The following is a 23,596-nucleotide window of genomic DNA, read 5'->3' as shown; positions in this document are numbered from 1 at the left end:
CTTCCGCCCCCCCGCCCACCCGACTCGCTTGGCCGAGGGGTGGGCGCGGGGGCGGGCGACAGTTACTTGGCGGCGTGCGCCAGGAACGCCGTCCAGGCGGTGCCGGTGACCGAGAGGTGGGGGCCGGCGGGGTTCTTGGAGTCGCGGACGTGGATCCGGGTGGGGCAGGGGGCGACTTCGACGCACTGGCCGCCGCTGTCGTTGCTGTACGAGGACTTGCGCCAGGTGAAGGCGGTTTCCACGCAGTTCCCGCCCCCGCTGTCGCTGTAGCTGGACTTGAACCACCGAAGGGCTCCGGTGCCGGTCATTGGATCTCCCCTGCCAACCGTTCGATGAGGCTCAGTGAGTCGTCGGGACTCAGTGCCTGTGCCCGGATCTTCGCATAGCGGTGGTCCAGTTGGGACACCTCGGGCGGATCGCTGACGAGGATGCCCTGGTCCTCGATCTCCAAGTAGACGACGTGCTCGTGGTCCTTGGTGACGACCAGCTTCATGCTGCCCCGGTCTCCCGCGTACGTGCCCCGAAGGCCACGGTCCATGGGGAGCACCTGGACGCAGACGTTGTCCCGCTGCGCGTCCTCGGCGAGCGAGCGCAGCTGGCCGCGCAGCACCTCCCAGGACCCGAACGGCCGCCGTAGCACGCCCTCTTCCAGGATCAGCTCGATCATCGGGGCCGGGTCCCGGTCGAAGAGCGCCCGGCGGGCCAGTCGCGCCTCGACCAGTTCCTCGCGCTTCTGCTCGGAGACCGCCGGATAGCCGCCGCCGATCAGCGCCCGCGCGTACTCCTCCGTCTGGAACAGGCCGTCGACCACCAGCGTCTCGTACGAGCTGATGGTGGTCGCCCCGGCCTCCAGGCCCGAGAAGTCCCGGAACCGCGCCGGGTACTTCTCCATGAGCATCCACTTGCGGGCCTCCTGGAAGACCCCCAGTCCGCCGCCGATGTGTGCCTCCAGGCCCACCGCCGTGCGGCTGGACGGGGAGTACGGGCGCGAGATCGCCGACCGGCTGGCCGGGCTGACCCGTGGGGACCCGGGGCCGGTCGTGCAGTCGGACGGCGGGCGGCGGGGCGTGTACTTCCTCGTGGCGCCGGGGACCACCGGGCACCGCGCCTGGCCGGAGTGCGTCACCCGGCTCACCAGTGGGCCGTACTGGGCGAGTTACATTCCCGTGCCCGCGCTCGACGGACCCACCTGGCCGCTCTTCTGGCGCTATCGGCCCACCGGCGCCGACCGGTTCGTGCACACGTCCTTGCTCAGGGCCGCGCTCAGCTGAAGACGATCATCGAGCCCTGGGCCAGCGAACGGGTCGCGGCGGCGTGCAGGCCCAGCCAGACATGGCGTTCGCGGGCGAAGGGGTTCGGGTCGTAGGGGGTGGGGGCGGCCGGTTCCTCCAGTTCGGTGGGGGCCGCGGGCGGCGTCGGCGGGGCCGGGGGGTTGGCCGGATCGATGCCGATGACCGGGGCGACGTACTGGAGTTCGCGCAGCAGCGCCTGCGCGGAACCCAACGGGCCGCCGCCCGCCAGGAGTTGCTCGTCGGAGAGCGGATGCGGGAAGTCGACCGGGACGTAGGCGCCCGCGTGGTCGTAGTGCCAGACCAGGTGCGACTGCTGGGCCGTGGACTCGAACATCTCCAGCAACTGCTCGTAGTCCCCGCCGAGTTCGTCCACCGGCGTCACCGGGAGACCGCAGACCTGGAGGAGGTATGCGCGGCGCAGGAAGTGCAGGGCGTCGTAGTCGAACCCGGCGACCGGCGCGACCTCGCCGGACAGGCCCGGCATGTACTGGTACACCGGCACGGGCGGCAGCCCCGCCGCGGCCAGCGCGTGGTTGTAGTGCGCGAGTTCCTCGGCGAACGGGTTGTCCGGCGTGTGGCACAACACGTCGACGAGCGGTACCAGCCACAGGTCACAGGCCAAAGAGAGCTCCTCACACAAAGAGGTCGTCCGGGAAGCCTAATCGGTGCCTGTGTGGTCCCATACCCTCACGTCCGCTCAGCTATCGGACAGATCTTCCAGCAGCGTCAGGGAGTGGGCGTTGGCCGCGCCGACCAGGGCGCGGGCGCCCTCGGTGTCGCGCCGGGCCAGGGCCTCGACCAGCTCCGTGTGGCCGGCCCACAGGCGGCCGCGCAGCTCGGGCAGGCGGCGCAGGTGCTGGACGGCGCAGACCCAGGACTGCACGCGCAGCCGGTGCAGGAAGTCGCCCAGGTAGGGGTTGCCGAACAGCACGCTCAGCTCGCGCCAGAAGCGCAGGTCGTAGCCGATCAGGACGGTGAGGTCGCCCGCGGCGGCGGCGCGCTGCGCCTCCTCGCCGCGGCGGCGGACGGTCGCCAGCAGGGCACGGGTGGCCGGGTCCTCGGGCGGGGTGCGGAAGGCGGGGTGCCCGGCGGCGAGGGCCTGGAACATGCCGTCCGTGACCAGGGCGCGGGCCCCGATCATGTGCCGGTAGTCGGCGAGCGAGTACTCCGGCACGCTGAAGCCGCGGTGCTGGTCCGCCTCCAGGATGCCCTGCGCGGACAGGTCGACCAGCGCCTCGCGCACCGGGGTGGCCGAGACGCCGTACTGCTCGGCGATCTCCTTCACGGTGAACGCCCGGCCCGGCCGCAGCCGTCCCGCCAGCACCTCGTCACGGAGGGCGTCCGCGATCTGCTGGCGCAGGGTGCTGCGGGTGACGACGCCGTTGCCGGGCATGGCCGGATTCTCCTCACGCGTATGGGTGACGCACTCGTACCTTTGAGCGACTCTGCGGAGTCTTATGAGCACGTCACCTTACGCGTTCGGCCTGTGCCGACGGCAGCTCCGGTTACGCCGTGTACTCGTCGGCGACGGACAGCGCGGCGTCGAGGGCGGCCAGGCCCTCCTTCAGCTCGGCCTCGCTCGTGTTGCACGGCGGCACCACATGGGTGCGGTTCATGTTCACGAACGGCCACAGGCCGTGCTTCTTGGCGGCCGCGGCGAAGGCGGCCATCGGCGCGTTCGCCTCGCCGGTCGCGTTGTACGGCACCAGGGGCTCGCGCGTCCCCCGGTCCCTGACCAGCTCCAGCGCCCAGAACATGCCCACGCCGCGGACCTCGCCCACGCTCGGGTGGCGCGCGGCCAGCTCCGCCAGACCCGGCGCGAGCACGCTCTCCCCGAGCCGCCTGGCGTTCTCGACCACGCCCTCCTCGGCCATCGCGCCGATCGTGGCGACCGCGGCGGCACAGGCCAGCGGGTGCCCGGAGTAGGTCAGACCGCCCGGATAGGGGCGCTTGCCGAAGGTCTCCGCGATCTCCCCGGAGATGGCGACGCCGCCGAGCGGCACGTAACCGGAGTTCACGCCCTTGGCGAAGGTCATCAGGTCCGGCACGACACCGAACAGGTCGGCGGCGAACCACTCGCCGGTACGGCCGAAACCGGCCATGACCTCGTCCAGGATGAAGACGATCCCGTACTTGTCGCACAGCTCCCGCACCCCGGCGAGGTAACCCGGCGGGGGCAGCATGATCCCGGCGGTGCCGGGGATGGTCTCCAGGATGATCGCGGCGACGGTGCCGGGGCCCTCGAAGGCGATCGTCGTCTCCAGGTGCTCCAGCGCCCGCGCGGTCTCCTGCTCCTCCGTCTCGGCGTAGAAGCGGGAGCGGTACAGGAACGGCGCCCAGAAGTGCACGACGCCGTTGGTGCCGCTGTCGGAGGGCCAGCGGCGCGGGTCGCCGGTGAGGTTCACGGCCTGCTGGGTGCCGCCGTGGTACGAGCGGTACGCCGAGAGCACCTTCGGGCGGCCCGTGTGCAGCCGGGCCATGCGCACCGCGTGCTCGACGGCGTCGGCGCCGCCGTTGGTGAAGAAGATCTTGTCCAGGTCGCCGGGGGTCCGCTCGGCGATCAGCCGGGCCGCCTCCGAGCGCGCCTCGATGGCGAACGCGGGCGCGAAGGTGGTCATCTTCGCCGCCTGCTCCTGGATGGCCGCGACGACCTTGGGGTGCTGGTAGCCGATGTTGGTGTAGACGAGCCCGCTGGTGAAGTCCAGGTAGCGCGTGCCGTCGTAGTCCCAGAAGTACGACCCCTCGGCGCCGGCGACGGCGAGCGGGTCGATGAGGTCCTGGGCGGACCAGGAGTGGAAGACGTGCGCGCGGTCCGCGGCCTTCACTGCGGCGCCGGCTGCGGGGTCGGTCTGAGGGGTCATGCGGGCGAGCGTAGATGTCCGGCATGCGGACGGGGTATCGGCGTCCTGTTCCGTGGGCGGGGCCAATCCGCGACAGGTTGTCGACACCGGGTCCGCACCGGGGCGTCCGGCCTGTTACGGAACCGTGGACGACCGGGCCTCCGGCACCTCGTACGACCGGATTATTCTCGGGCCGTTGCCACAGCTGACGGGGCGGGAAGGGCGGGCGGTCATGGAGGAACTCGGTCCGGGGGACCCGCACCGCATCGGGGGGTACCGGCTGCTGGCGCGGCTGGGCGCGGGCGGCATGGGCAGGGTGTACCTGGCCCGCTCGGACCGGGGCCGCACGGTCGCCGTGAAGCTGGTGCGCGCCGAACTGGCCGCGCGGGAGGAGTTCCGGGCCCGGTTCCGGCGCGAGGTGGGGGCGGCGCGGCGGGTCGGCGGGTACTGGACCGCGCCGGTGCTGGACGCGGACACCGAGGCGGCGGTGCCCTGGGTGGCCACCGGGTACGTGGCCGGGCCCAGCCTCGAACGGGTCGTCGAACACGAGCACGGGGCGCTGCCCGAGCGGTCGGTACGGATCCTCGCGGCGGGGCTCGCGCACGCGCTCAAGGACATCCACGCGGCCGGGATCGTGCACCGGGACCTGAAGCCGTCCAATGTGCTGGTGACCATCGACGGGCCGCGCGTGATCGACTTCGGCATCGCCCGCGCCCTGGAGACGGGCACGGCGGGCGGCGAGGGGCTCACCTCGACCGGGTCGCTGGTCGGCTCGCCGGGGTTCATGGCGCCGGAGCAGGTGCGCGGCGACGCGATCACCCCGGCGTGCGACGTCTTCTCGCTCGGCTCGGTGCTCACCTACGCGGCGACCGGGCGGCTGCCGTTCGGGAACACCGGCGGCGGGGTGCACGCGCTGATGTTCCGGATCGCCCAGGAGGAGCCGGAGCTGGCGGGGGTGCCGGAGGGGATAGCCGACCTGGTGCGGGAGTGCCTGCACAAGGACCCGGCGGCCCGGCCGTCCCTGGACGCGCTGCTGGAGCGCACGGGGGCGGAGGACACCGTGACCGGCGGCCGCTCCCTTGAGCCCTGGCTCCCGGGGTCGCTGGTGGCCCAACTGGGACGGCAGGCGGCGGGGTTGCTGGAGGTCGAGGAGCCGGAGACGGGTGCGGGCGGCTCCGGTGGGGCGGGGGCGCGCCCGGGTGCGGGGGACACCGGGGACGCCGGTGCCCAGGGGGGTGGTGCGCGGGGCGGCGGTTCCGGGGGTTCGCCCGAGCACTCCGCCGTGCTGGACGGGGGAGAGCCGGCCGAGGGGGCCGGGGCCGGGCGGCCGGCGCCGGGGCAGGGGGCGCCGCTGCCGGTGACGGTCCCCGGCGCGTACGGGGAGGCGCGGCAGGAGGCCCAGCCGCACCCCCGGCAGGGCGATCCGCGGCCGTACGTCGCGCGGGGCACCGCGTCCGCGCCGCCACCGGCCGCCCCGTCCTTCGGGTACGGCTACCCCCAGCAGCCGTACCCGCCGTACCCGCCCTACGGCGCGGAGCCCGAGCCGGAGCCGGAGCGGCGCAGCGGGCGCTCCACGGCCCTGCTGGTCGTGATCGCGGTGATCGTGGCGGTGGGCGCGGGCGGGTCGGTGTACGCGCTGCTGAACAGCGGGGTGGACGGCAGGAGGAGCGGTGCGGCAGGGCCCGCGCCGGTGTCGCGGTCCGCCTCGCCCACCGGCTCCGGGGAGCGCGCCCCGGCCTCGCCCTCCGCCTCGGGCGCGGGTGCCGTCCCGGACGCCTACCTCGGGACCTGGGCGGCGAGCATCGACACCGCGGGCGGCATCAACATCCGCCGGCTCACCATCCGGCAGGGCGAGGTGGGGGAGAACGTGCTGACGCTGGTCGCGGAGGGACCCGCGCAGGGCGGCGGGGTGTACCACTGCGTCTTCGCGGCCGGGCTGAGCCGGGCGCCGGGCGCCGGCGGCCCGCTGGAGATCGGGCCGTCGGTCGTGACCAGCGGCGAGCCCGCCTCCTCGTGCACACCGGGCGACCCGACGGAGGTCAGCCTGCTGCCGGACGGGCGGTTGCGGCGGGCGCAGCAGGGCGGCGGCGGGGAGAGCCTGACGTACACCCGGCAGTGAGCGGATGGCATCGGCCAACTCCCTTGCCGTACGGGCTGGTTGAACGTACGGCGAATTCCCGCGGACGTGCCCGGTTCGTCCTCTCGCCCTCCCGCCCGCCCGTACCGCTGCCGCCCCTGATCCGGCTCGACCGCCGAACCGGTGGGATCGCCGGGCCGGGGTCCGCAGGAGGACTCCACGGTCACCGCGGCTCCGGTGGCCGCTGTCTCGGCATGTTCGGCCGCGCGCCCCCCGCCGGCGGCAGGGCGAAGCGGCCGGTCTGGCCCACCGCTTCCTGCCGGGGCACGTACGCCACCGAGTGCACTCCCAGCGGCACCGCGCCCGCCCGGAAGGCCACCATCCAGTCCGCCGTTTCCGCCCGGACCAGTTCCGTCATGTCCTCCGAGAAGCGGCGCAGCAGCACCACGCACCGCTCCGCCGCCTCGCTCGCCGTGCCCTCCGTGGGGCCCAGCACCTCCCGCACCCCCTCCACCGCCCAGTCGAACTGGAGCGCCTGCAGGCGCCGTTGCACCGCCTGGGCCGTCGCCACGTCCCGCATCCAGCCGGACGTCACCCCGAAGTACCGGTCCGCGCCGGCGCACGCGGCCGCGAGCAGCAGGGCCAGGCAGCCCCACGGCGCCACGCCCCCGGCCACCCCCGTCAGCTCCAGCAGCGGCAGCGCCGCCCCGGTCGTCACCCCCACGGCCGCCCCGGCCCGCAGCGCCCGCGCCCCGCGCCGCTTCCACACCCGGTCCCGCAGATACCAGTCCGCCGTCCGCAGCGCTCCGTGCTCCACCCACCGGTACAGCTCGTCCAGCCGCTCGCCGGGCTCGCCCCAGTCGCCGGGCGGCAGCGCCCGCCCGGTCAGATCACCCGGCCGGGGTCCGGCCGAGCCCTCGCCCCGCCCGTCCTGGGGCGGCCCCTCGGGCTGCATCTCCGGCTGACCCACCCGGCACTCCCTACTGATCGCGACCGGTCACGTAGCGTGACATCCCCTGCCGACGTGCGGCACCCTTCCTACCGCCCGACGGGTGGCCCGGTCGTGACTTTCCCGGCTTTTCCGCCCGGAAGAGGGCCTTGATCAGCTGGAGACCCGGCCGCCGACTCACTCGAAAGAGTGGCGGTGTGATGGCCGCCCGGACCACGTAGGCTCGTGCCAAGGAGAAAGACACAGAGGAGCTGATCGTGATCCCCGGTGGTGGCCAGCCCAACATGCAGCAGTTGCTCCAGCAGGCCCAGAAGATGCAGCAGGACCTTCAGCGGGCCCAGGAGGAACTGGCGAACACGGAGGTCGACGGGCAGGCGGGCGGCGGCCTGGTCAGGGCCACCGTGACCGGCGCCGGCGAACTGCGCGGCCTGAAGATCGACCCCAAGGCGGTGGACCCGGAGGACACCGAGACCCTCGCCGACCTGATCGTGGCCGCCGTCCAGGCCGCCAACGAGAACGCGCAGGCGCTCCAGCAGCAGAAGCTCGGCCCGCTGGCCCAGGGCCTGGGCGGCGGCACGGGCATCCCCGGTCTGCCGTTCTGACCCCGGGCCAACTAGCGTACGTACCGAAAGGTCTCCAGGAAGGGCAGTCCGTTGTACGAAGGCGTGGTCCAGGACCTCATCGACGAACTGGGGCGGCTGCCCGGCGTCGGTCCCAAGAGCGCGCAGCGGATCGCCTTCCACATCCTCCAGGCCGAGCCGACGGACGTGAAGCGGCTCGCCCAGGCACTCCTGGAGGTCAAGGCGAAGGTCCGCTTCTGCGCGATGTGCGGCAATGTCGCGCAGGAGGAGCTGTGCAACATCTGCCGTGACCCGCGCCGCGACCCCTCGGTGATCTGCGTCGTGGAGGAGCCGAAGGACGTCGTCGCGATCGAGCGCACCCGCGAGTTCCGCGGCCGCTACCACGTGCTCGGCGGGGCGATCAGCCCCATCGAGGGGGTCGGTCCCGACGACCTGCGTATACGGGAACTTCTCGCGCGGTTGGCCGACGGGACGGTCACGGAGCTGATCCTGGCCACCGATCCGAATCTCGAGGGCGAGGCGACGGCCACGTACCTCGCGCGCATGATCAAGCCCATGGGCCTGAAGGTCACCCGCCTGGCCAGCGGCCTCCCGGTGGGTGGCGACCTGGAATACGCGGACGAGGTGACCCTCGGCCGCGCCTTCGAGGGGAGAAGACTCCTAGATGTCTGACGCCACGCTGCACGCCACGTCGCAGAACCCCGACGACTTCGCGGTACAGGTCGCGGACCAGGTCGAGAGCTTCCTGGTGGCCGTCACGGAGGTGGCGCGGGGCGACGAGCCCGGCTCGACCGTCCCCTTCCTCCTCCTGGAGATCTCCCAGCTGCTGCTGGCCGGCGGCCGGCTGGGCGCCCACGAGGACATCGTCCCCGACGAGCGCTACGAGCCCGATCCGGGCCCGGAGCCGGACGTGGACGAGCTGCGGGAGAACTTCGCCCGGCTGCTGGAGCCCGTCGACGTCTACTCCGAGGTCTTCGACCCCTACGAGCCCCGCAAGGCACCGGTGCCGGCCCGGATCTCCGACGACCTCGCCGACATCATCGCGGACCTGCGCCACGGCATGGTCCACTACCGCGCGGGCCGCACCAGCGAGGCGCTGTGGTGGTGGCAGTTCTCCTACTTCTCCAACTGGGGCCCGACTGCCTCCGCCGTGCTGCGCGCCCTCCAGTCGGTGCTCATCCACGTCCGCCTCAACCAGCCCCTGGAGGAGCTGGACGGCCTCGACACCGACCAGAGTCCGATGGGCGACGAGACGCTGGAGTTCGAGGCCGGCCGGGTGATGGCCGAGGAGATCGGCGGTCCGCTGGGGATCCAGCCGGGTTCGTGACGCCGTGACCGGGTCCCGCGCGCCGCGGCGCCCGCTGTGACCCGGCGCACGTTCCGCGTGGGCCGGGCCCCGGCGGGCAGGAGGCCATCCGGAAGCGGGCGTCCGGGAACTTCCGGGCCGATGTCTCACCATGCGGGAGCAGGCTGGTGGATTTCGGACGCTCGTTAAACTGAGCCGACACAAACGAACCGAGCGAGGAGCGCACGTGGGCCTTGTCGTGCAGAAGTACGGAGGCTCCTCCGTAGCCGATGCCGAGGGCATCAAGCGCGTCGCCAAGCGGATCGTGGAAGCGAAGAAGAACGGCAACCAGGTTGTCGTCGTCGTTTCCGCGATGGGCGACACGACGGACGAGTTGATCGATCTCGCCGCGCAGGTCTCTCCCATGCCTGCCGGGCGCGAATTCGACATGCTGCTGACCGCCGGAGAGCGGATCTCCATGGCGCTGCTGGCCATGGCGATCAAAAACCTGGGCCACGAAGCCCAGTCCTTCACCGGCAGCCAGGCCGGCGTCATCACCGACTCGGTCCACAACAAGGCCCGGATCATCGATGTCACGCCGGGCCGCATCCGGACCGCGCTGGACGAGGGCAACATCGCGATCGTCGCCGGTTTCCAGGGCGTCAGCGCCGACAAGAAGGACATCACCACGCTCGGCCGCGGTGGCTCGGACACCACGGCCGTGGCCCTCGCCGCCGCCCTCGACGCCGAGGTCTGCGAGATCTACACCGACGTGGACGGCGTGTTCACCGCCGACCCGCGGGTGGTGAAGAAGGCGAAGAAGATCGACTGGATCTCCTTCGAGGACATGCTGGAGCTGGCGGCCTCCGGCTCCAAGGTGCTGCTCCACCGCTGTGTGGAGTACGCCCGCCGCTACAACATCCCGATCCACGTACGCTCCAGCTTCAGCGGGTTGCAGGGCACGTGGGTCAGCAGTGAGCCGATTGGGGTCAAGAAGGTGGAGCAGGCCATCATCTCCGGTGTCGCGCACGACACCTCCGAGGCCAAGATCACGGTCGTCGGCGTGCCCGACAAGCCGGGTGAGGCCGCCTCGATCTTCCGGGCCATCGCCGACGCGCAGATCAACATCGACATGGTCGTGCAGAACGTGTCCGCCGCCTCCACCGGCCTGACGGACATCTCCTTCACGCTGCCGAAGACCGAGGGCCGCAAGGCCATCGACGCCCTGGAGAAGTGCCGCGCCGGCATCGGCTTCGACTCGCTGCGCTACGACGACCAGATCGGCAAGATCTCCCTGGTCGGCGCCGGTATGAAGACCAATCCGGGCGTCACCGCGGCCTTCTTCGAGGCGCTGTCCGACGCGGGCGTGAACATCGAGCTGATCTCGACCTCCGAGATCCGCATCTCGGTCGTCACCCGCAAGGACGACGTGCCGGAGGCCGTGCGCGCCGTGCACACCGCCTTCGGGCTCGACTCCGACACCGACGAGGCCGTCGTCTACGGAGGCACCGGCCGATGAACGCCAAGCCGACGCTCGCGGTCGTGGGAGCGACCGGAGTGGTCGGCCGGGTCATGCTCCAGATCCTGTCCCAGCGCAAGGACATCTGGGGCGAGATCCGACTGTTCGCCTCCCCCCGCCCGGCCGGCCGCAAGCTGTCCGTGCGCGGGGCGGAGGCCGAGGTCGCGGCCCTGACCGAGGACGCCTTCGACGGGGTCGACATCGCCCTGTTCGACGTGCCGGAGCCGGTCGCCGCCGAGTGGGCGCCCGTCGCCGCCGCGGCCGGCGCGGTGGTCGTGGACAACTCCGGCGCCTTCCGCGCCGACCCGGACGTGCCCCTGGTGGTGCCCGAGGTCAACGCCCACCGGGCGCGCAACCGCCCGCGCGGCATCATCGCCAACCCCGGCGCCACCACCCTCACCCTGATCGTCGCGCTCGGCGCCCTGCACGCCGAGTACGGGCTGCGCGAGCTGGTCATCTCCTCCTACCAGGCGGTGAGCGAGGCCGGCCGGGCCGGCGTGGAGGCGCTGCGCGCCCAGCTCTCCCAGGTCGCCGGCACCGAACTGGGCACCGCGCCGGGGGACGTACGACGCCTGGTGGGCGATGCCACCGGTCCGTTCCCGGAGCCGGTCGCGCTGAACGTCGTACCGTGGGCCGGCACCGCGGCCGAGGACGGCTGGTCCTCGGAGGAACTGCGGGTGCGCGACGAGATCCGCCGGATCCTCTCGCTGCCCGGCCTGCCGGTCGCCGTCACCTGCGTCCGGGTCCCGGTGGTCACCACCCACTCGCTCACGGTCCACGCCCGCTTCCAGGGCGCGGCCGGGGTGGACGGCGCCCGCGAGATCCTCGCCACCGCGCCCGGCGTGGTGCTGTGCGACGACCCGGCGTCCGGCGAATACCCCACCCCCGCCGACGTGGTGGGCACCGACCCCGCCTGGGTGGGCCGGCTGCGCCAGTCGCTGGACGACGCGAGCGCGCTCGAACTCTTCGTCTGCGGCGACAATTTGCGCAAAGGCGCCGCTTTGAACCTCGTACAGATCGCGGAGTCGGTCGCGCGGGAGTACACCGGGTGAGCCGTGTGGCCGCTTTGTAGGATCTGTGTGCGAAGTGTGTCCGGCGGCATGGTCCAAATCGCTTGAGCCGGCCTTCCCGGCGACAGAAGATGTGCCTCCCCGCCCTCCGCAACCACGCGGAGGGCGGGAGCGTCTTTGCGGTCACTCTTCGGGGGCGGTGGGGGCGCCGTGAGCGGACCGGGCGCGGGGTCGTGCCCGTCCACATCGGACATAGGGGAAGAACGGTACGCATGACGGCACTTGAGGCATCGCCGGCTGTCGCACATGTGGCGTCCGGCGCGTACAACCCTGGCGGGGGCAGACGTGTCCAACTGGCGTGGCAGAGGTACTGGAACTCACCGGGGCACGCGGCACCGCGGCCCTCCGGCCGCCGCGTGCGGCGCTGCGTCCCCGCACGCCCGGCGGCATGCCGGTGATCGCGCCCATGCCAGCCGCGCGGCCCGCCCGCATACCCGGTCAGCGTGACGGCGCCGACGACACCGCGGCCACGGAGGCCGTCACCGGCACCACCGTGGACCATCTCACCGAGACCTACCGGGCGCACTACCGCTCGCTGCTGGGTCTCGCCGCCCTCCTCCTCGACGACACCGCCTCCTGCGAGGACGTCGTGCAGGAGGCGTTCATCCGGGTCCACTCGGCGCGCAAACGCGTCCGGGACCCGCAGAAGACCCTCGCCTACCTCCGGCAGACGGTCGTCAACCTCTCCCGCTCCACGCTGCGCCGCCGCATCCTCGGCCTGAAGCTGCTGGCCAAGCCGATGCCGGACATGGCGAGCGCGGAGGAGGGCGCGTACGACCAGCTGGAGCGCCGCGACCTCATCAAGGCGATGAAGGGTCTCCAGCGCCGCCAGCGGGAGGTCCTGGTGCTGCGCTACTTCGCGGACATGACCGAGGCCCAGGTCGCCGAGACGCTCGGCATCTCCCTGGGCTCGGTGAAGGCGTACGGCTCCCGCGGCATCGCCGCGCTGCGGGTGGCCATGGAGCAATCGTCATGACCTACGGCCCCCATCCCCACGCCACCACCACTCCGCACCGCACGCTGGGAACGAAACTGTGAACCACGGCCCCGACGACAGGAGCACCGAGGGCGCCGACCTCTCCGGCTCCGCCCGCGAAGGGACCGGTCCGGGGTCCGAGGGCGAGTGGCTCGCCCGGACGCTCGGCGGCCTCGGCTCGGACGAGGCGGCGGTGCGGCGGCTGCTGCACTCCGCGGTCGACGGCATCGAGCCGGACGCGAGCGCGCTGGAGCGGCTGCGCCGGGCGGTCCCCGCGCGCCGGGCCCGCAAGCGGCAGGCGGCCGTGGGCATGGCGGCGGCGGCCCTGTTCCTCGGCACGGCGATCCCGGCCCTCGTCCATGTCTCCGACTCCGGCGGCTCCGACCCGGACACCGCGATGGCCGGCCAGTCCTCCCAGGCGCACTCCGGCACGCGGCACGGCACGGACCAGGGCGGCGGGACGAGCGGCGGCCGGGGCACGGACGGCAACCCGGCCCAGCCCGGCAAGGGCGCGGGGAAGCCGGGCGGCAAGGACAGCGGCGGCGCGGCGGGCGCCGGTGCCGCCGGTGGCGCGAACCCTTCCGCCACCCTGGCCGCGGGCGTCCCGGCGTGCACGCCGGCCCAGTTGGGCTCCGCCACGGGCAGCGCGGCCGCGCCGGACTCCACGGGGGTGGTGTACGGCACGTTCCGCGTCACCAACACCTCCTCCGGTCCCTGCACGGTGAGCGGGGCGGGCACGGTGGGCGCGAGTGCGCAGGGCGCGGCCGACCCCGCGAAGATCACCGTCGTACGGCATGCGGCGGGCGACGCGGCGACGGGTCTGCCCGACCCCTCCCAGGAGGTCGCGGGTCTGGTCCTCCAGCCGGGTTCCGCCTACCAGGAGAAGTTCGCCTTCGTCCCCTCCGAGACCTGCCCCAGCGCGGGCGGCACGACCGGCGGCGGCACGGACGGCGGGCCGTCCCCGGACCCGACGCCCACCTCCAGCGAAGGCCCGGCGGCCGACACCGGCGGCTCCTCCGGCACCGCCCCCCAACTGGGCACGGGCGGCGCCCCGGCCGACGGCAGTGTCCTGATCACCCACACCCCGTCCCCCGGCGGCCCCACCGCCTCGGCGACGGTGCCGGGGGAGTGCGCGGGGACGGTGTATTACACGGGGGTACTGGCGGATTCGTAGGGACGACAGGGGGACGTAGACGGATGCCGCATCAGGCTGCGGGCAGTCGTGCCGCCGGGGCGGCTCAGCTACCGGACACCGTCACCGGCACGCTCTCCTCCGGCGCCAAGCCCAGCGCAGCGTCCCGCGCTGCCTCGACCTCCCGCCGCAACAGCCGGAACCACATGAACACCGTGAACCCGGCGAACACGAACCACTCCCCGGTGTACCCGAGGTTCTGGAACGCCTTCAGATCGAGCCCCGTACCGTCCGGCGCCGACGCCGGCACCGCCTTCATACCGGCGTCCGCCTTGTCCAGCGTCACCCACGCGTCGTACAACCGGTCCGGCACCAGGTTGACCAGCGACGCCGAGCTGATCGCCGCCGTCTGCCCCGCGGGCAGCCCGCCCTGCGCGCTGACCCCGTTGTCCCCGGGCGTTTCGGACGCCTGCAACGCCCCGACGACGGTCACCTCACCCCGCGGCGGCGCGGGCGCCTTCGCCGCGGACGCCGTTCCGGGCAGCCACCCCCGCACCACGGGAAGGGACTTCCCGGTGCCGGTCCGCAGCAGCGTCAGGACGTAGAACCCGTTCTTCCCGTCCAGCTGCCGGCCGGGCACGAGCAGCTGCGCCCCGTACCGTCCGTGCGCGGACACCCGCCGCCCCGACGTCGCCTTGTTCACCGGCAGCATCGAATCGAGCGGGCGCGCCGCCTCGGTGCCGTCGGACGCCGCCTGCCGGGTCGCGGCATGTGCCTCGTGCAGCCGCCCCTCGAACCGGCTCAGCTGCCAGGACCCCATGAAGATGCAGAAGGGGATGGCGAGCAGCACGAAGACGTTGATGCCCCACCAGCGCGGAGTCAGCAGAAACCGGTACACGCCCCCACGGTACGGCGCCCACCCCACCACCCCGCCCGCGGGTCGGCCCTTGTGCGCCTTCCTCCGCATGCCCATGCCGGAAAGTTATCCACAGGCTGTGCCCACCCGGCGCACAATTGTCGTCGCGGCCAGGCAGTATGGGCGCATGACTGGGGCCAAGACTGAGAGCACGAAGCCGAGCGCACCGCAGGCGCCGGACAGCGCGGACATGCCGGACTGGGAGAAGCGGTTCCGGGCGCCGCGGGTGTCCCTGCCCGACTGGGCCGAGGACGCACCCGACCGCGCGCTGTTCGTGTCGAACGCGACGGGGACGTACGAGCTGTACGCGTGGGACCGCGCCACGGGCGAGCAGCGCCAGGCCACCGACCGGCCGAACGGCACGACGGACGGCACCCTCTCCCCGGACGGCGCCTGGATCTGGTGGTTCGACGACAAGGACGGCGACGAGTTCGGCATCTGGCGCCGCCAGCCCTTCACCGGCGGCCCCGACGAGCCGGCCGTGCCCGGCCTCGCCCCCTCCTATCCGGCCGGCCTCGCCCTGGGCCGCGACGGCCGCACCGCGGTCGTGGGCCGCTCCACGGACGAGGACGGTACGACGATCCACCTGGCCCGCGCGGGCGCCGACCCGGTGGAGATCTACCGGCACCGCGAGTCCGCGGGCGTCGGCGACCTCTCCCACGACGGCTCCCTGATCGCCATCGAGCACACCGAGCACGGCGACGCCATGCACGCCGCGCTGCGCGTCCTGCGCCCGGACGGCTCGACGGTCGCCGAGCTGGACGACACCAAGGGCGGCGCCGAGGAGCTGGGCCTCGAGGTGCTGGGCTTCGCCCCGGTCGAGGGCGACACCCGGCTGCTCATCGGGCACCAGCGCCGGGGCCGCTGGGAGCCGCTGGTGTGGGACGTGGCCTCGGGGGAGGAGACGGACCTCGCCCTGGAGCTGCCCGGCGACGTCAGCGCCGAGTGGTACCCGGACGGCTCGGGCCTGCTGATCGCGCACAGCTTCGAGGCCCGCAGCGAACTGTTCCGGTACGACCTGGCGACCCGCGAGCTGACCCGCGTCCCCACCCCGCCCGGCACCGTCTCCGGGGCCACCGCGCGCCCGGACGGCAGTGTGGAGTACCTGTGGTCCTCGGCCGCCGAGCCGTCGGCCGTGCGGTCCACCTCCGGCGGTGTGGTCCTGGACCCGCCCGGCATGAAGTGCCCGCCGTCGGTGCCGGTGGAGGACGTGTGGGTGGAGGGCCCCGGCGGCCGTATCCACGCCCTGATCCAGAAGCCCGCGGGTGCGAGCGGTCCCCTGCCCACCGTCTTCGACCTGCACGGCGGCCCGACCTGGCACGACAGCGACTCCTTCGCCTCGGGCCCGGCCGCCTGGGTGGACCACGGGTACGCGGTGGTCCGCGTCAACTACCGCGGCTCCACCGGGTACGGCCGCGCGTGGACCGACGCCCTCAAGCACCGGGTCGGCCTGATCGAGCTGGAGGACGTGGCGGCGGTCCGTGACTGGGCGGTCTCCTCGGGCCTCGCCGACCCCGACCGCCTGGTGCTGACCGGCGGCTCCTGGGGCGGCTACCTCACCCTCCTCGGCCTCGGCACCCAGCCGGAGGCGTGGACGGTGGGCATCGCGGCCGTCCCGGTCGCGGACTACGTCACGGCGTACCACGACGAGATGGAGGCGCTGAAGGCCATGGACCGCACCCTCCTCGGCGGCACCCCCGAGGAGGTCCCGGAGCGCTTCGAGGCGTCCTCCCCGCTCACCTACGTCGACCGCGTCAAGGCCCCGGTCTACATCTCCGCGGGTGTCAACGACCCCCGCTGCCCCATCCGCCAGATCGACAACTACATCCACCGCCTCCAGTCCCTCGGCGCCACCCACGAGGTGTACCGCTACGACGCCGGCCACGGCTCCCTGGTCGTCGACGAGCGCATCAAGCAGGTGGCCCTGGAACTGGACTTCGCCAAACGCCACCTCCCGGCGTAACCACCGCTTCCGGCTCCCCGACCCGCCACCGGTTCCGGTTCGCCGCCGGTCCCGGTCTCCGGGTCCCCGGGTCTCCGGTTCTGGTTCCGGGTTGCTGCCGTTGCCGGTCTCAGCCTCGGCTCCCGCGTGGGTTGTCTCCGGGTCCGGCCTCCGGCCCGCCACCGGTTCCGGTCTCGGGCTTGCCGCCCCCGCCGGGCTGTCGCCGGGTCCCGCCTCCGCCTCGGCCTCGCCGCTCCGCCCCCCGGTTCCGGCTCGCCACCGGTTCCGGTCCCGGGCTTGCCGCCCCCGCCGGGCCGCCACCGGCGCCGGTCTCCGGCTCACCGCCCCCGCGGGGCCGGTGCCCACTTGGCCGACCGAGTCGGGTGGTGGGTGGGCGAGGTGGGGGAGGTGGCGGGCGGGGTCAGCGCAGGGTGGCCAGGCCGCGGCGGGTGACGGCGACCACCACGCGGTCCCCCTTCGCCAGCACATGGTCCGCGGGGGTGTCGCTGCGGCCCGCGAGCGCCAGGACCCGCCAGGCGCCGGGGCGGAACGCCTGGCCCACCGTCCGGCCCTCCAGCATCGGATGGCCGTCCACGTCGACCGCGGCGAACAGCAGCACCTGCCGCTCCACCGCCACCGCGCCGAGCACCTGCCGGCCGAGCATCGCCCCGGCGAACGCCGGCGCCGCCAGATGCGTCACGCTCCGGCTCCGGGTCAGGGCGTGCGGGTACGCGGCGCGCAGGGTGCGGTAGACCGCGGTGGCGAAGTCGTCGTCGTACAGCCGCAGCACCACCCGCAGCTCCGGCCGTACCGTCCGCGCGTACAGCACCGCCTCAAGGTTCGTGGTGTCCGAGCTGGTCACCGCGAGCAGTGCCTGCGCCCGGCTGATCTTCGCGGACTCCAGCACCCCCTCCTGCGTGACGTCCCCGAGCACCACCGGCACCCGCAGCCGCCGCGCCGTCGCCAGTCCCCGCGCCTCCGGGTCGGACTCGACGCACACCACGGGCACGTTCAGCTCCCGCAGCCGGGTCAGCACCCGTGTGCCGATCTTGCCGAGACCCAGCAGCACCACATGCCCGCCGAGCCCGCGTGGCGGCCTGCGCAGCGAGGTGGCGGTGCGGAAGGTGCCCAGCACTTCGAGGACCGCGGCCAGCAGCACCGGCAGCAGCAGCAACCCCACCAGTGCGGACAGGAGTTGGAGCAGCTGGCGGCCCAGCGGCGCGCCGAGCGCCGGGTCGTCGATGGCGAACATGTCGAGCAGGGTGAGGTAGAGGGCCCGCACCGGATGGATACCGGTGACCGTCCACAGGGCGATCGCCAGCGCCAGCACACAGCCGACCAGACCGGCCAGCGACCACCGCAGCCGCCGCGAGAACAGCGAGTTGAGCCAGGGGACGACCCCTGCCCCGCCCGCCGCCGACTCCGGGCCGCCCGCCGTCGACACCTGCTCCAGCACGATCACCGTCCGCCCGGCGGCCCCCCGTACCTCCTCGTCGGACGGCAGCAGCCGCGGCTCCTGGTCCCCGCCGGCCGACCCGGTGGGGTCGTTCACCGACAGCAGGGCGAGGGTGTGCAGACCGGAGTCGGCGGGCAGCGGGCGTTCCACCGCCCGCAGCAGCAGGCCCTCGGTCTGTACGACCTTGCTGGTGCCGGCGAGCGCGGTCGCGGCCAGCGCCGGCGCGGCGGTGTCGGCGTCGGACAGCACGGTGGTCGAGGCTTCCGCGCCCGCGCCGTCCCCGCCGTCGTACGCCAACGCCGCCGCCTGGTCGAGGAGTTCCTCGATGTGCTGGCCGAGCCGCCGGTTGTACAGCCGCAGCACCAGCCGCAGCCGCGGGTTGAGCCGGCGGGCGGTGAGCGCGGCACGGATGTTGGTCTCGTCGTCGTCGTGCACCAGCGCGAGCGCGGTGGCCCGCCCCACCCCGGCCTCGGCGAGCACCGCCTCGGTCAACTCCCCCGCTTCCAGCAGGGCTTCACCGCCCGAACCGCCTGCCGGGGTCGTCGCGCCCGCCGTCGGCGGCCCGCCCGTCACGCCGGGCCGGCCGCCGACCGCCGCGTTGACCATCCGGTCGAGCAGCGCCGCCGACGCGGCCCGCGCCCGGCCGACCACCGGCCCTCTCGCCGCGCGTTCGGTGGGCGGCACCACGAGGGTGACCTGCTCGCCGTACACCCCGCGCAACTCGGCCGCCAGCCGGTGCGCGAGCCCGTCGTCCCCGCACACCACCATGTGGGGTGCGCCGGGTCCCCCTTGAAACGGAACACTCGCCACGAGGGAAAAGACTGCCTCAGCGGGACGCCTGGTTCCACTGCCGCCGCGGCGGCTGACGGGCGGTCAGCGTCCCTGTGCCGCCTGCTCGAAGTCGAACCGCGCCAGATCCGCGAGCCACACCCGCGCGTTGCCGTCCGAGGGGGCTCGCCAGTCGCCGCGCGGGGAGAGGGAGCCGCCGGCCGAGACCTTGGGCCCGTTCGGCATGGCCGAGCGCTTGAACTGGGCGAACGCGAAGAAGCGTCGGCAGAAGACCTCCAGCCAGCGCACGATCTCCGCGAGGTCGTACGCCCCCCGCTTGGCCTCGGGGAAGCCGGGCGGCCAGGCGCCGGAGGCCGGGTCGTGCCAGGCGTGCCAGGCCAGGAAGGCGATCTTCGAGGGGCGCAAGCCGTAGCGCAGCACGTGGAAGAGGGTGAAGTCGTGCAGCGCGTACGGGCCGATCTTCAACTCGGTGGACTGCATCTCCTCGCCCGGCACCAGCTCCGGGCTGATCTCGGTGTCCAGGATCGCGGCCAGGATCTCGCCGGTCTCCGCGTCGAACTGCTCGCTGCTGATCACCCAGCGGATCAGGTGCTGGATCAGCGTCTTGGGCACGCCGGAGTTGACGTTGTAGTGGCTCATCTGGTCGCCGACGCCGTACGTCGACCAGCCGAGCGCCAGCTCGGAGAGGTCGCCGGTGCCGAGCACGATGCCGCCGCGCTGGTTGGCCAGCCGGAACAGGTAGTCGGTGCGCAGGCCCGCCTGGACGTTCTCGAACGTGACGTCGTACACCGGCTCGCCCTCGGCGAAGGGGTGGCCCATCTCCTTGAGCATCAGCCGCGCGGTCGGGGTGATGTCCAGCTCGGCCGCGGTGATGCCGAGTGCCCGCATCAGCCGGTGCGCGTTGTCCTTGGTGTGGTCGCTGGTCGCGAAGCCGGGCAGGGTGAAGCCCAGGATGTCGCTGCGCGGGCGCCCGGCGCGGTCCATCGCGCGGGCGGCGACGATCAGCGCGTGCGTGGAGTCCAGACCGCCGGAGACGCCGATGACCACCTTGGGGCCGCCGATCGCTCCGAGCCGCTGCTGGAGCCCCTCGACCTGGATGTTGTACGCCTCGTAGCAGTCCAGGGCGAGCCGGTCGGGGTCGGCGGGCACGAACGGGAAGCGCTCCACCCGGCGCCGCAGCCCCAGGTCGGCGGCGAGCGGCGGGTCCAGCACGAAGGGGACCGTGCGGAAGTCGCCGGTGCGGGCGGCGTGGGTACGGCGGTTGTCGTCGAAGCTGCCCATCCGGCTGCGCTCCTGCCGCAGCAGGTCGAGGTCGACGTCGGCCGCCGCGAACTGCTCGCCGAGCGGGAAGCGCTCGGACTCGGCCAGCAGCATCCCGTTCTCGTAGATCATCGTCTGCCCGTCCCAGGACAGGTCGGTGGTCGACTCGCCGAGACCGGCCGCCGCGTAGACGTACGCGGCCAGGCAGCGGGAGGAGGCCGAGCGGCACAGCAGCTTGCGGTCCTCGGCGCGGCCCACGGTGATCGGGCTGCCGGAGAGGTTCGCGAGCACCGTCGCCCCCGCCAGCGCCGCCTCCGCGCTCGGCGGCACCGGCACCCACATGTCCTCGCAGATCTCCGCGTGCAGCACCAGTCCGGGCACGTCGTCGGCGGCGAACAGCAGATCCACGCCGAACGGCACGTCCGCGCCGCCGACCTGGATGGTGCCGCCGCGCTCGTCGTCGGCCGCGGCGATCTGGCGGCGCTCGTAGAACTCCCGGTAGTTCGGCGGGTACGACTTCGGGGCCACGCCGAGGATCTTGCCGCGGTGCACGACGACCGCGCAGTTGTAGATCCGGTTGCGGTGGCGCAGCGGGGCGCCGACGACGAGCACCGGCAGCAGGTCGGCGGACCCGGCGACCACCTCCGCCAGGGCCGCCTCGACCGCGTCCAGCAGCGGGTCCTGGAGCAGCAGGTCCTCGATCGAGTAGCCGCACAGCACCATCTCCGGGAAGACGGCGACGGCGACGCCCTCCCCGGCGCACCGGCGTGCCTGGCGCAGGACCGATTCGGCGTTGGCGCGGGGGTCGGCGATGACGGTGTGGCCCGTGCACGCGGCGATGCGCGCGAAGCCATGCTGATAGATCGACCAGAAGTTCACAGAGGGAAGCCTAGAACTTCCGTGCCACGGCGGTCGCGGGCGCTCGCCTTGGCCCCGAATCCGGACGTACAGTACCCCTAGGGGTATTGCTGGAGGAGTGAGCGTGGAACTGGAGCTCGAGGGCGCCTCCCTGAAGGCCGTCCTGAACCGGCTGCGGCGTGCGCAGGGCCAGATCTCCGGGGTGATCCGGATGATCGAGGAGGGCCGGGACTGCGAGGAGGTCGTCACCCAGCTGGCCGCCGCCTCGCGGGCGCTGGACCGCGCCGGCTTCGCGATCATCGCCACCGGGCTCCAGCAGTGCGTGGCCGACATCGAGTCGGGCCGCAGGAACGGGGAGGACGCGGAGGCGATGAAGGCACGGATGGAGCGGCTGTTCCTGTCGCTGGCGTGAGGCGCGGCCCTCTGGAACTCCTGAGGACTCACCAGTGGGACTTCCGGGGCCCACCTGCGGGGCTCCCGGGTACTCGCCTGCGTGACTCCTGGAGGGCTCACCTGCGGGGCTCCCGGGTACTCGCCTGCGTGACTCCTGGAGGCTCGAACACCCGCGCGGGCCGTTCGCCCCAGCCCGCGCCCGCCCGCCCTGACTTCACCGGTCCGTCGGCCCCCGACCACCGCCGGCAGGGCGAACGGCGGCGCGGGTGAAAGCCCTTACGGTGGAGAGGGCGAGCGCCCGGGCGGTGTCGAGGGTGAGCGCCCGGACGGCGGCGCGGGCAAGTGCCCGGACGGCGGCGCGGGCGAGAAGACGAGCGACATGGCGGTCGCCACCCTGGTTCCGTGGAGCAGGACCACGATGTCGAGGTCCGACGTCGCCGTGCCGTGGCCCGTCACGACGCTGCCGTCCAGGAGCGCGGCGCGCGCTTCGGGGTGCTGTACGTCTACGACGGCGCATGAGCGCGTTGCTCTCGGGTGCGGAGGACCGCTGAGGGTGACTCAGTCGTGCGGACAGTGGTGAACGATGATGTCCCTGATGTCCATGAGCCACTGACGGAGAGAAACATCTGCTGGCGGAGGCTCGTAGAGACCGAGCGTGGTCGCTGCCTCGTCCAGTTCCTCGTCCGAGGGGCTGAGCGTCAGGAACTCGCCGATCTCCGACGCGGTCTTTTCGACATCCTCCTGTGGTTCGCCGGAGAGATAGTCGTCGACTGCCTCGGCATGTGAGGAGTACTCCACCATGAGGCTGTCTTGGTAGAAGTAGGCCCCGAGGAAGTGAGCAAGTGCCGGGAACCGTTTCTTCCATTCCCATGCGATCTTGGGTCGAACTGTGGAACGGGGCGGTGGTGGAGCCGCCAGGAAACGCTCAAGATGCTGCTGGATGACCCGAAGGCAGTCCTCGACGCTTACACCTCGGGGCGGACGGATGTGGGGCAGCAACTCAACGTCCTCAGCGATCTCGTCGCTGAGGAGGCCCACTGCCAGGAGGTCCTGGATCTCCCGCACAGCTGCCGCCGCGCGCTCCGGTGCGAAGGCGGCCGCTCGAAGGTGGAGGCGTACTCCGTCCGGTGGATAGCCATGAGTGCGGCGGAGGGCTTCCTTCGTGGTCACGCCGTGCCTTGGGGAGGTGCCGATGTGCCGCGTGCGCTTGGTGATCCGAAGGATTGTTGGTGCTGGGATGACGACGCCTGGGCGCAGGAGCCGAGCATCGACACGTGACGGCGGTTGCCTCCGTGGAGCTGTGCAGGGGGCTGGTCCCTATTTTCGGGTCCGGCTCCCAAATGGCTCCCAAGAGTGCCCCAGAAACCCAGAAGGGACCCAACCCGCTAAGCGGATCAGGCCCCTGACCTGGTACTACGGCGTCGGGGTGGCGGGATTTGAACCCACGACCTCTTCGTCCCGAATGAGGTTCGGTTGTTGAGCCTGCCAGCTTCGATGGCGTTTCCGCAGGTCAGAGCGTTTGGCTTGGTTGGTGTCGCGTGGCCTGGAAGGGGTTCGGGGAGCGGGTTGGCTCCCAGATGGCTCCCAGCAGGAAGCGGTCAGCGTGTGTCGTCGAGCTTACGCAACAGCTCGGTGACCAGCGCGTGGTCGCGAGCGGCGTCGGAAGGCTCGGACGGATCACGCAAGATGCGGCCTTTCCGGAACCACTCGTTTCGTTCCGCCTCCGCGAACACGCGCTCGGCCCTGCGGTACACGACAGAGGACACCTCCGGGAGCTCCTCCTCGGCTCCGTGCTCCATGAGCAAGTCCACCAGTTCCTCCAACGGCTCCAGGTAGGCGATGCGGGGCTCGCGCTCTGGCTCCGCGGCGAGTCGACCCAGCTCCTCCAAGGCGCACCGGACCAGACCCTGGGTGACCGGCTCACGGGACGCTCTGGATCGTGTGCGGCGCAGCTGTTTGTGCAGCGACGGGCGACGGCGTCAGCCTCATCCCCGGGGTCGCCCTCGCAGTCTCCCGATACGGGAAACGGCGCGATGGCCACCGGCTGCTCCGCGATCATGTCCAGCGAGCTCGTCCGCACCTGACAGCCAAGCCCGCAGCCAATTCATTCTGAAACGATCAATCAGGCGACTGGGAGTAATCATTCTTCAGCGTCGAGGGGGTAGGTGCTGTTCTCCCGCAGGTGGTGCTGCCGGGCGGCCGGGCTGATCGGTGACCGCCGCGTCGCACCGCTCCAGTAGGACGAGCCGGTTGGCCCGTCT

At 72.6% G+C, this 23,596-nt stretch carries 22 protein-coding genes; 11 read left to right on the top strand and 11 right to left on the bottom strand.

Annotated elements, in window-relative coordinates; genetic code table 11:
- Nucleotides 1-62 precede the first annotated feature (62 nt).
- A complete protein-coding gene (locus tag ACE4Q9_RS15645; RefSeq protein WP_397984841.1) occupies nt 63-308 on the bottom strand; it encodes a DUF397 domain-containing protein in 246 nt (81 codons plus the stop codon).
- Entirely contained in the window at nt 305-898 is a 594-nt protein-coding gene (locus ACE4Q9_RS15640; RefSeq protein ID WP_397987231.1) for a DUF5753 domain-containing protein, read from the bottom strand. Before ACE4Q9_RS15640 ends, ACE4Q9_RS15645 begins: the two co-directional genes overlap by 4 nt.
- A gap of 64 nt (nt 899-962) precedes the next feature.
- Between ACE4Q9_RS15640 and ACE4Q9_RS15635 the strand changes: the two genes are divergently transcribed.
- On the top strand, nt 963-1,271 hold the full coding sequence (locus tag ACE4Q9_RS15635) for a hypothetical protein (protein WP_397984840.1): 309 nt from the start codon (nt 963-965) through the stop codon (nt 1,269-1,271).
- Here the strand turns inward: ACE4Q9_RS15635 and ACE4Q9_RS15630 are convergent.
- The 3 genes from ACE4Q9_RS15630 to ACE4Q9_RS15620 all read right to left on the bottom strand — a co-directional run bounded on the left by ACE4Q9_RS15630 (nt 1,264) and on the right by ACE4Q9_RS15620 (nt 4,153).
- Nucleotides 1,264-1,914 carry a hypothetical protein gene (locus ACE4Q9_RS15630; RefSeq protein WP_397984839.1) on the bottom strand — a complete coding sequence of 217 codons (651 nt, stop codon included), beginning with the start codon at nt 1,912-1,914 and terminating at the stop codon, nt 1,264-1,266. The two genes, ACE4Q9_RS15635 and ACE4Q9_RS15630, sit on opposite strands and share 8 nt — an antisense overlap.
- Nucleotides 1,915-1,989: 75 nt before the next feature.
- Nucleotides 1,990-2,685: a GntR family transcriptional regulator gene (locus ACE4Q9_RS15625; RefSeq protein WP_397984838.1), complete on the bottom strand. Its 696-nt coding sequence runs from the start codon at nt 2,683-2,685 to the stop codon at nt 1,990-1,992.
- 112 nt (nt 2,686-2,797) lie between these two features.
- Nucleotides 2,798-4,153, bottom strand: coding sequence for an aspartate aminotransferase family protein (locus tag ACE4Q9_RS15620; RefSeq protein ID WP_397984837.1), 1,356 nt, complete (start codon nt 4,151-4,153; stop codon nt 2,798-2,800).
- 211 nt (nt 4,154-4,364) lie between these two features.
- On the opposite strand from ACE4Q9_RS15620, the gene ACE4Q9_RS15615 reads away from it, so the two are divergent.
- Nucleotides 4,365-6,251: a serine/threonine-protein kinase gene (locus ACE4Q9_RS15615; RefSeq protein ID WP_397987230.1), complete on the top strand. Its 1,887-nt coding sequence runs from the start codon at nt 4,365-4,367 to the stop codon at nt 6,249-6,251.
- A 181-nt stretch (nt 6,252-6,432) separates the two neighbouring features.
- Here the strand turns inward: ACE4Q9_RS15615 and ACE4Q9_RS15610 are convergent, their stop codons facing one another.
- Entirely contained in the window at nt 6,433-7,179 is a 747-nt protein-coding gene (locus ACE4Q9_RS15610) for an SLATT domain-containing protein (protein ID WP_397984836.1), read from the bottom strand.
- Between the two features lie 236 nt (nt 7,180-7,415).
- On the opposite strand from ACE4Q9_RS15610, the gene ACE4Q9_RS15605 reads away from it, so the two are divergent.
- From ACE4Q9_RS15605 to ACE4Q9_RS15575, 7 genes are all read left to right on the top strand, one after another.
- Complete coding sequence (locus ACE4Q9_RS15605; protein ID WP_397984835.1) at nt 7,416-7,760, top strand: YbaB/EbfC family nucleoid-associated protein; 345 nt, start codon at nt 7,416-7,418, stop codon at nt 7,758-7,760.
- Between the two features lie 51 nt (nt 7,761-7,811).
- The gene (gene recR / locus ACE4Q9_RS15600) at nt 7,812-8,411 is read left to right on the top strand and encodes a recombination mediator RecR (RefSeq protein ID WP_069779610.1); all 600 of its coding nucleotides are present in this window, start codon (nt 7,812-7,814) and stop codon (nt 8,409-8,411) included.
- The gene (locus tag ACE4Q9_RS15595) at nt 8,404-9,066 is read left to right on the top strand and encodes a DUF5063 domain-containing protein (RefSeq protein WP_397984834.1); all 663 of its coding nucleotides are present in this window, start codon (nt 8,404-8,406) and stop codon (nt 9,064-9,066) included. Before recR ends, ACE4Q9_RS15595 begins: the two co-directional genes overlap by 8 nt.
- 205 nt (nt 9,067-9,271) lie before the next feature.
- Entirely contained in the window at nt 9,272-10,543 is a 1,272-nt protein-coding gene (locus ACE4Q9_RS15590; protein WP_397984833.1) for an aspartate kinase, read from the top strand.
- Nucleotides 10,540-11,595, top strand: coding sequence for an aspartate-semialdehyde dehydrogenase (locus ACE4Q9_RS15585; protein WP_397984832.1), 1,056 nt, complete (start codon nt 10,540-10,542; stop codon nt 11,593-11,595). The genes ACE4Q9_RS15590 and ACE4Q9_RS15585 overlap by 4 nt, the downstream gene beginning before the upstream one ends.
- Before the next feature lie 316 nt (nt 11,596-11,911).
- Complete coding sequence (locus ACE4Q9_RS15580) at nt 11,912-12,589, top strand: SigE family RNA polymerase sigma factor (RefSeq protein WP_397984831.1); 678 nt, start codon at nt 11,912-11,914, stop codon at nt 12,587-12,589.
- 58 nt (nt 12,590-12,647) lie between these two features.
- A complete protein-coding gene (locus ACE4Q9_RS15575; RefSeq protein WP_397984830.1) occupies nt 12,648-13,763 on the top strand; it encodes a hypothetical protein in 1,116 nt (371 codons plus the stop codon).
- 64 nt (nt 13,764-13,827) lie between these two features.
- Here the strand turns inward: ACE4Q9_RS15575 and ACE4Q9_RS15570 are convergent, their stop codons facing one another.
- Nucleotides 13,828-14,619: an SURF1 family protein gene (locus ACE4Q9_RS15570; protein ID WP_397984829.1), complete on the bottom strand. Its 792-nt coding sequence runs from the start codon at nt 14,617-14,619 to the stop codon at nt 13,828-13,830.
- 208 nt (nt 14,620-14,827) lie between these two features.
- On the opposite strand from ACE4Q9_RS15570, the gene ACE4Q9_RS15565 reads away from it, so the two are divergent.
- The gene (locus ACE4Q9_RS15565) at nt 14,828-16,600 is read left to right on the top strand and encodes a prolyl oligopeptidase family serine peptidase (RefSeq protein WP_397987229.1); all 1,773 of its coding nucleotides are present in this window, start codon (nt 14,828-14,830) and stop codon (nt 16,598-16,600) included.
- Between the two features lie 400 nt (nt 16,601-17,000).
- On the opposite strand, the gene ACE4Q9_RS15560 is transcribed toward ACE4Q9_RS15565, so the two are convergent.
- On the bottom strand, nt 17,001-18,803 hold the full coding sequence (locus tag ACE4Q9_RS15560; protein ID WP_397984828.1) for an NAD-binding protein: 1,803 nt from the start codon (nt 18,801-18,803) through the stop codon (nt 17,001-17,003).
- Between the two features lie 105 nt (nt 18,804-18,908).
- Nucleotides 18,909-20,963 carry an NAD(+) synthase gene (locus ACE4Q9_RS15555; RefSeq protein WP_397984827.1) on the bottom strand — a complete coding sequence of 685 codons (2,055 nt, stop codon included), beginning with the start codon at nt 20,961-20,963 and terminating at the stop codon, nt 18,909-18,911.
- A 103-nt stretch (nt 20,964-21,066) separates the two neighbouring features.
- Here ACE4Q9_RS15555 and ACE4Q9_RS15550 point away from each other — a divergent pair, with 103 nt between their 5' ends.
- Complete coding sequence (locus tag ACE4Q9_RS15550) at nt 21,067-21,354, top strand: metal-sensitive transcriptional regulator (protein WP_111583148.1); 288 nt, start codon at nt 21,067-21,069, stop codon at nt 21,352-21,354.
- A gap of 539 nt (nt 21,355-21,893) precedes the next feature.
- On the opposite strand, the gene ACE4Q9_RS15545 is transcribed toward ACE4Q9_RS15550, so the two are convergent.
- On the bottom strand, nt 21,894-22,505 hold the full coding sequence (locus ACE4Q9_RS15545) for a contact-dependent growth inhibition system immunity protein (protein WP_397984826.1): 612 nt from the start codon (nt 22,503-22,505) through the stop codon (nt 21,894-21,896).
- A gap of 428 nt (nt 22,506-22,933) precedes the next feature.
- On the bottom strand, nt 22,934-23,224 hold the full coding sequence (locus ACE4Q9_RS15540; protein ID WP_397984825.1) for a hypothetical protein: 291 nt from the start codon (nt 23,222-23,224) through the stop codon (nt 22,934-22,936).
- Between the last annotated feature and the right edge of the window lie 372 nt (nt 23,225-23,596).

Origin of the sequence: Streptomyces sp. AM6-12, assembly GCF_044327085.1 — a bacterium.
In the GTDB taxonomy this organism is placed as follows: domain Bacteria; phylum Actinomycetota; class Actinomycetes; order Streptomycetales; family Streptomycetaceae; genus Streptomyces.
This window is presented reverse-complemented; position numbering and strand designations above follow the sequence as displayed.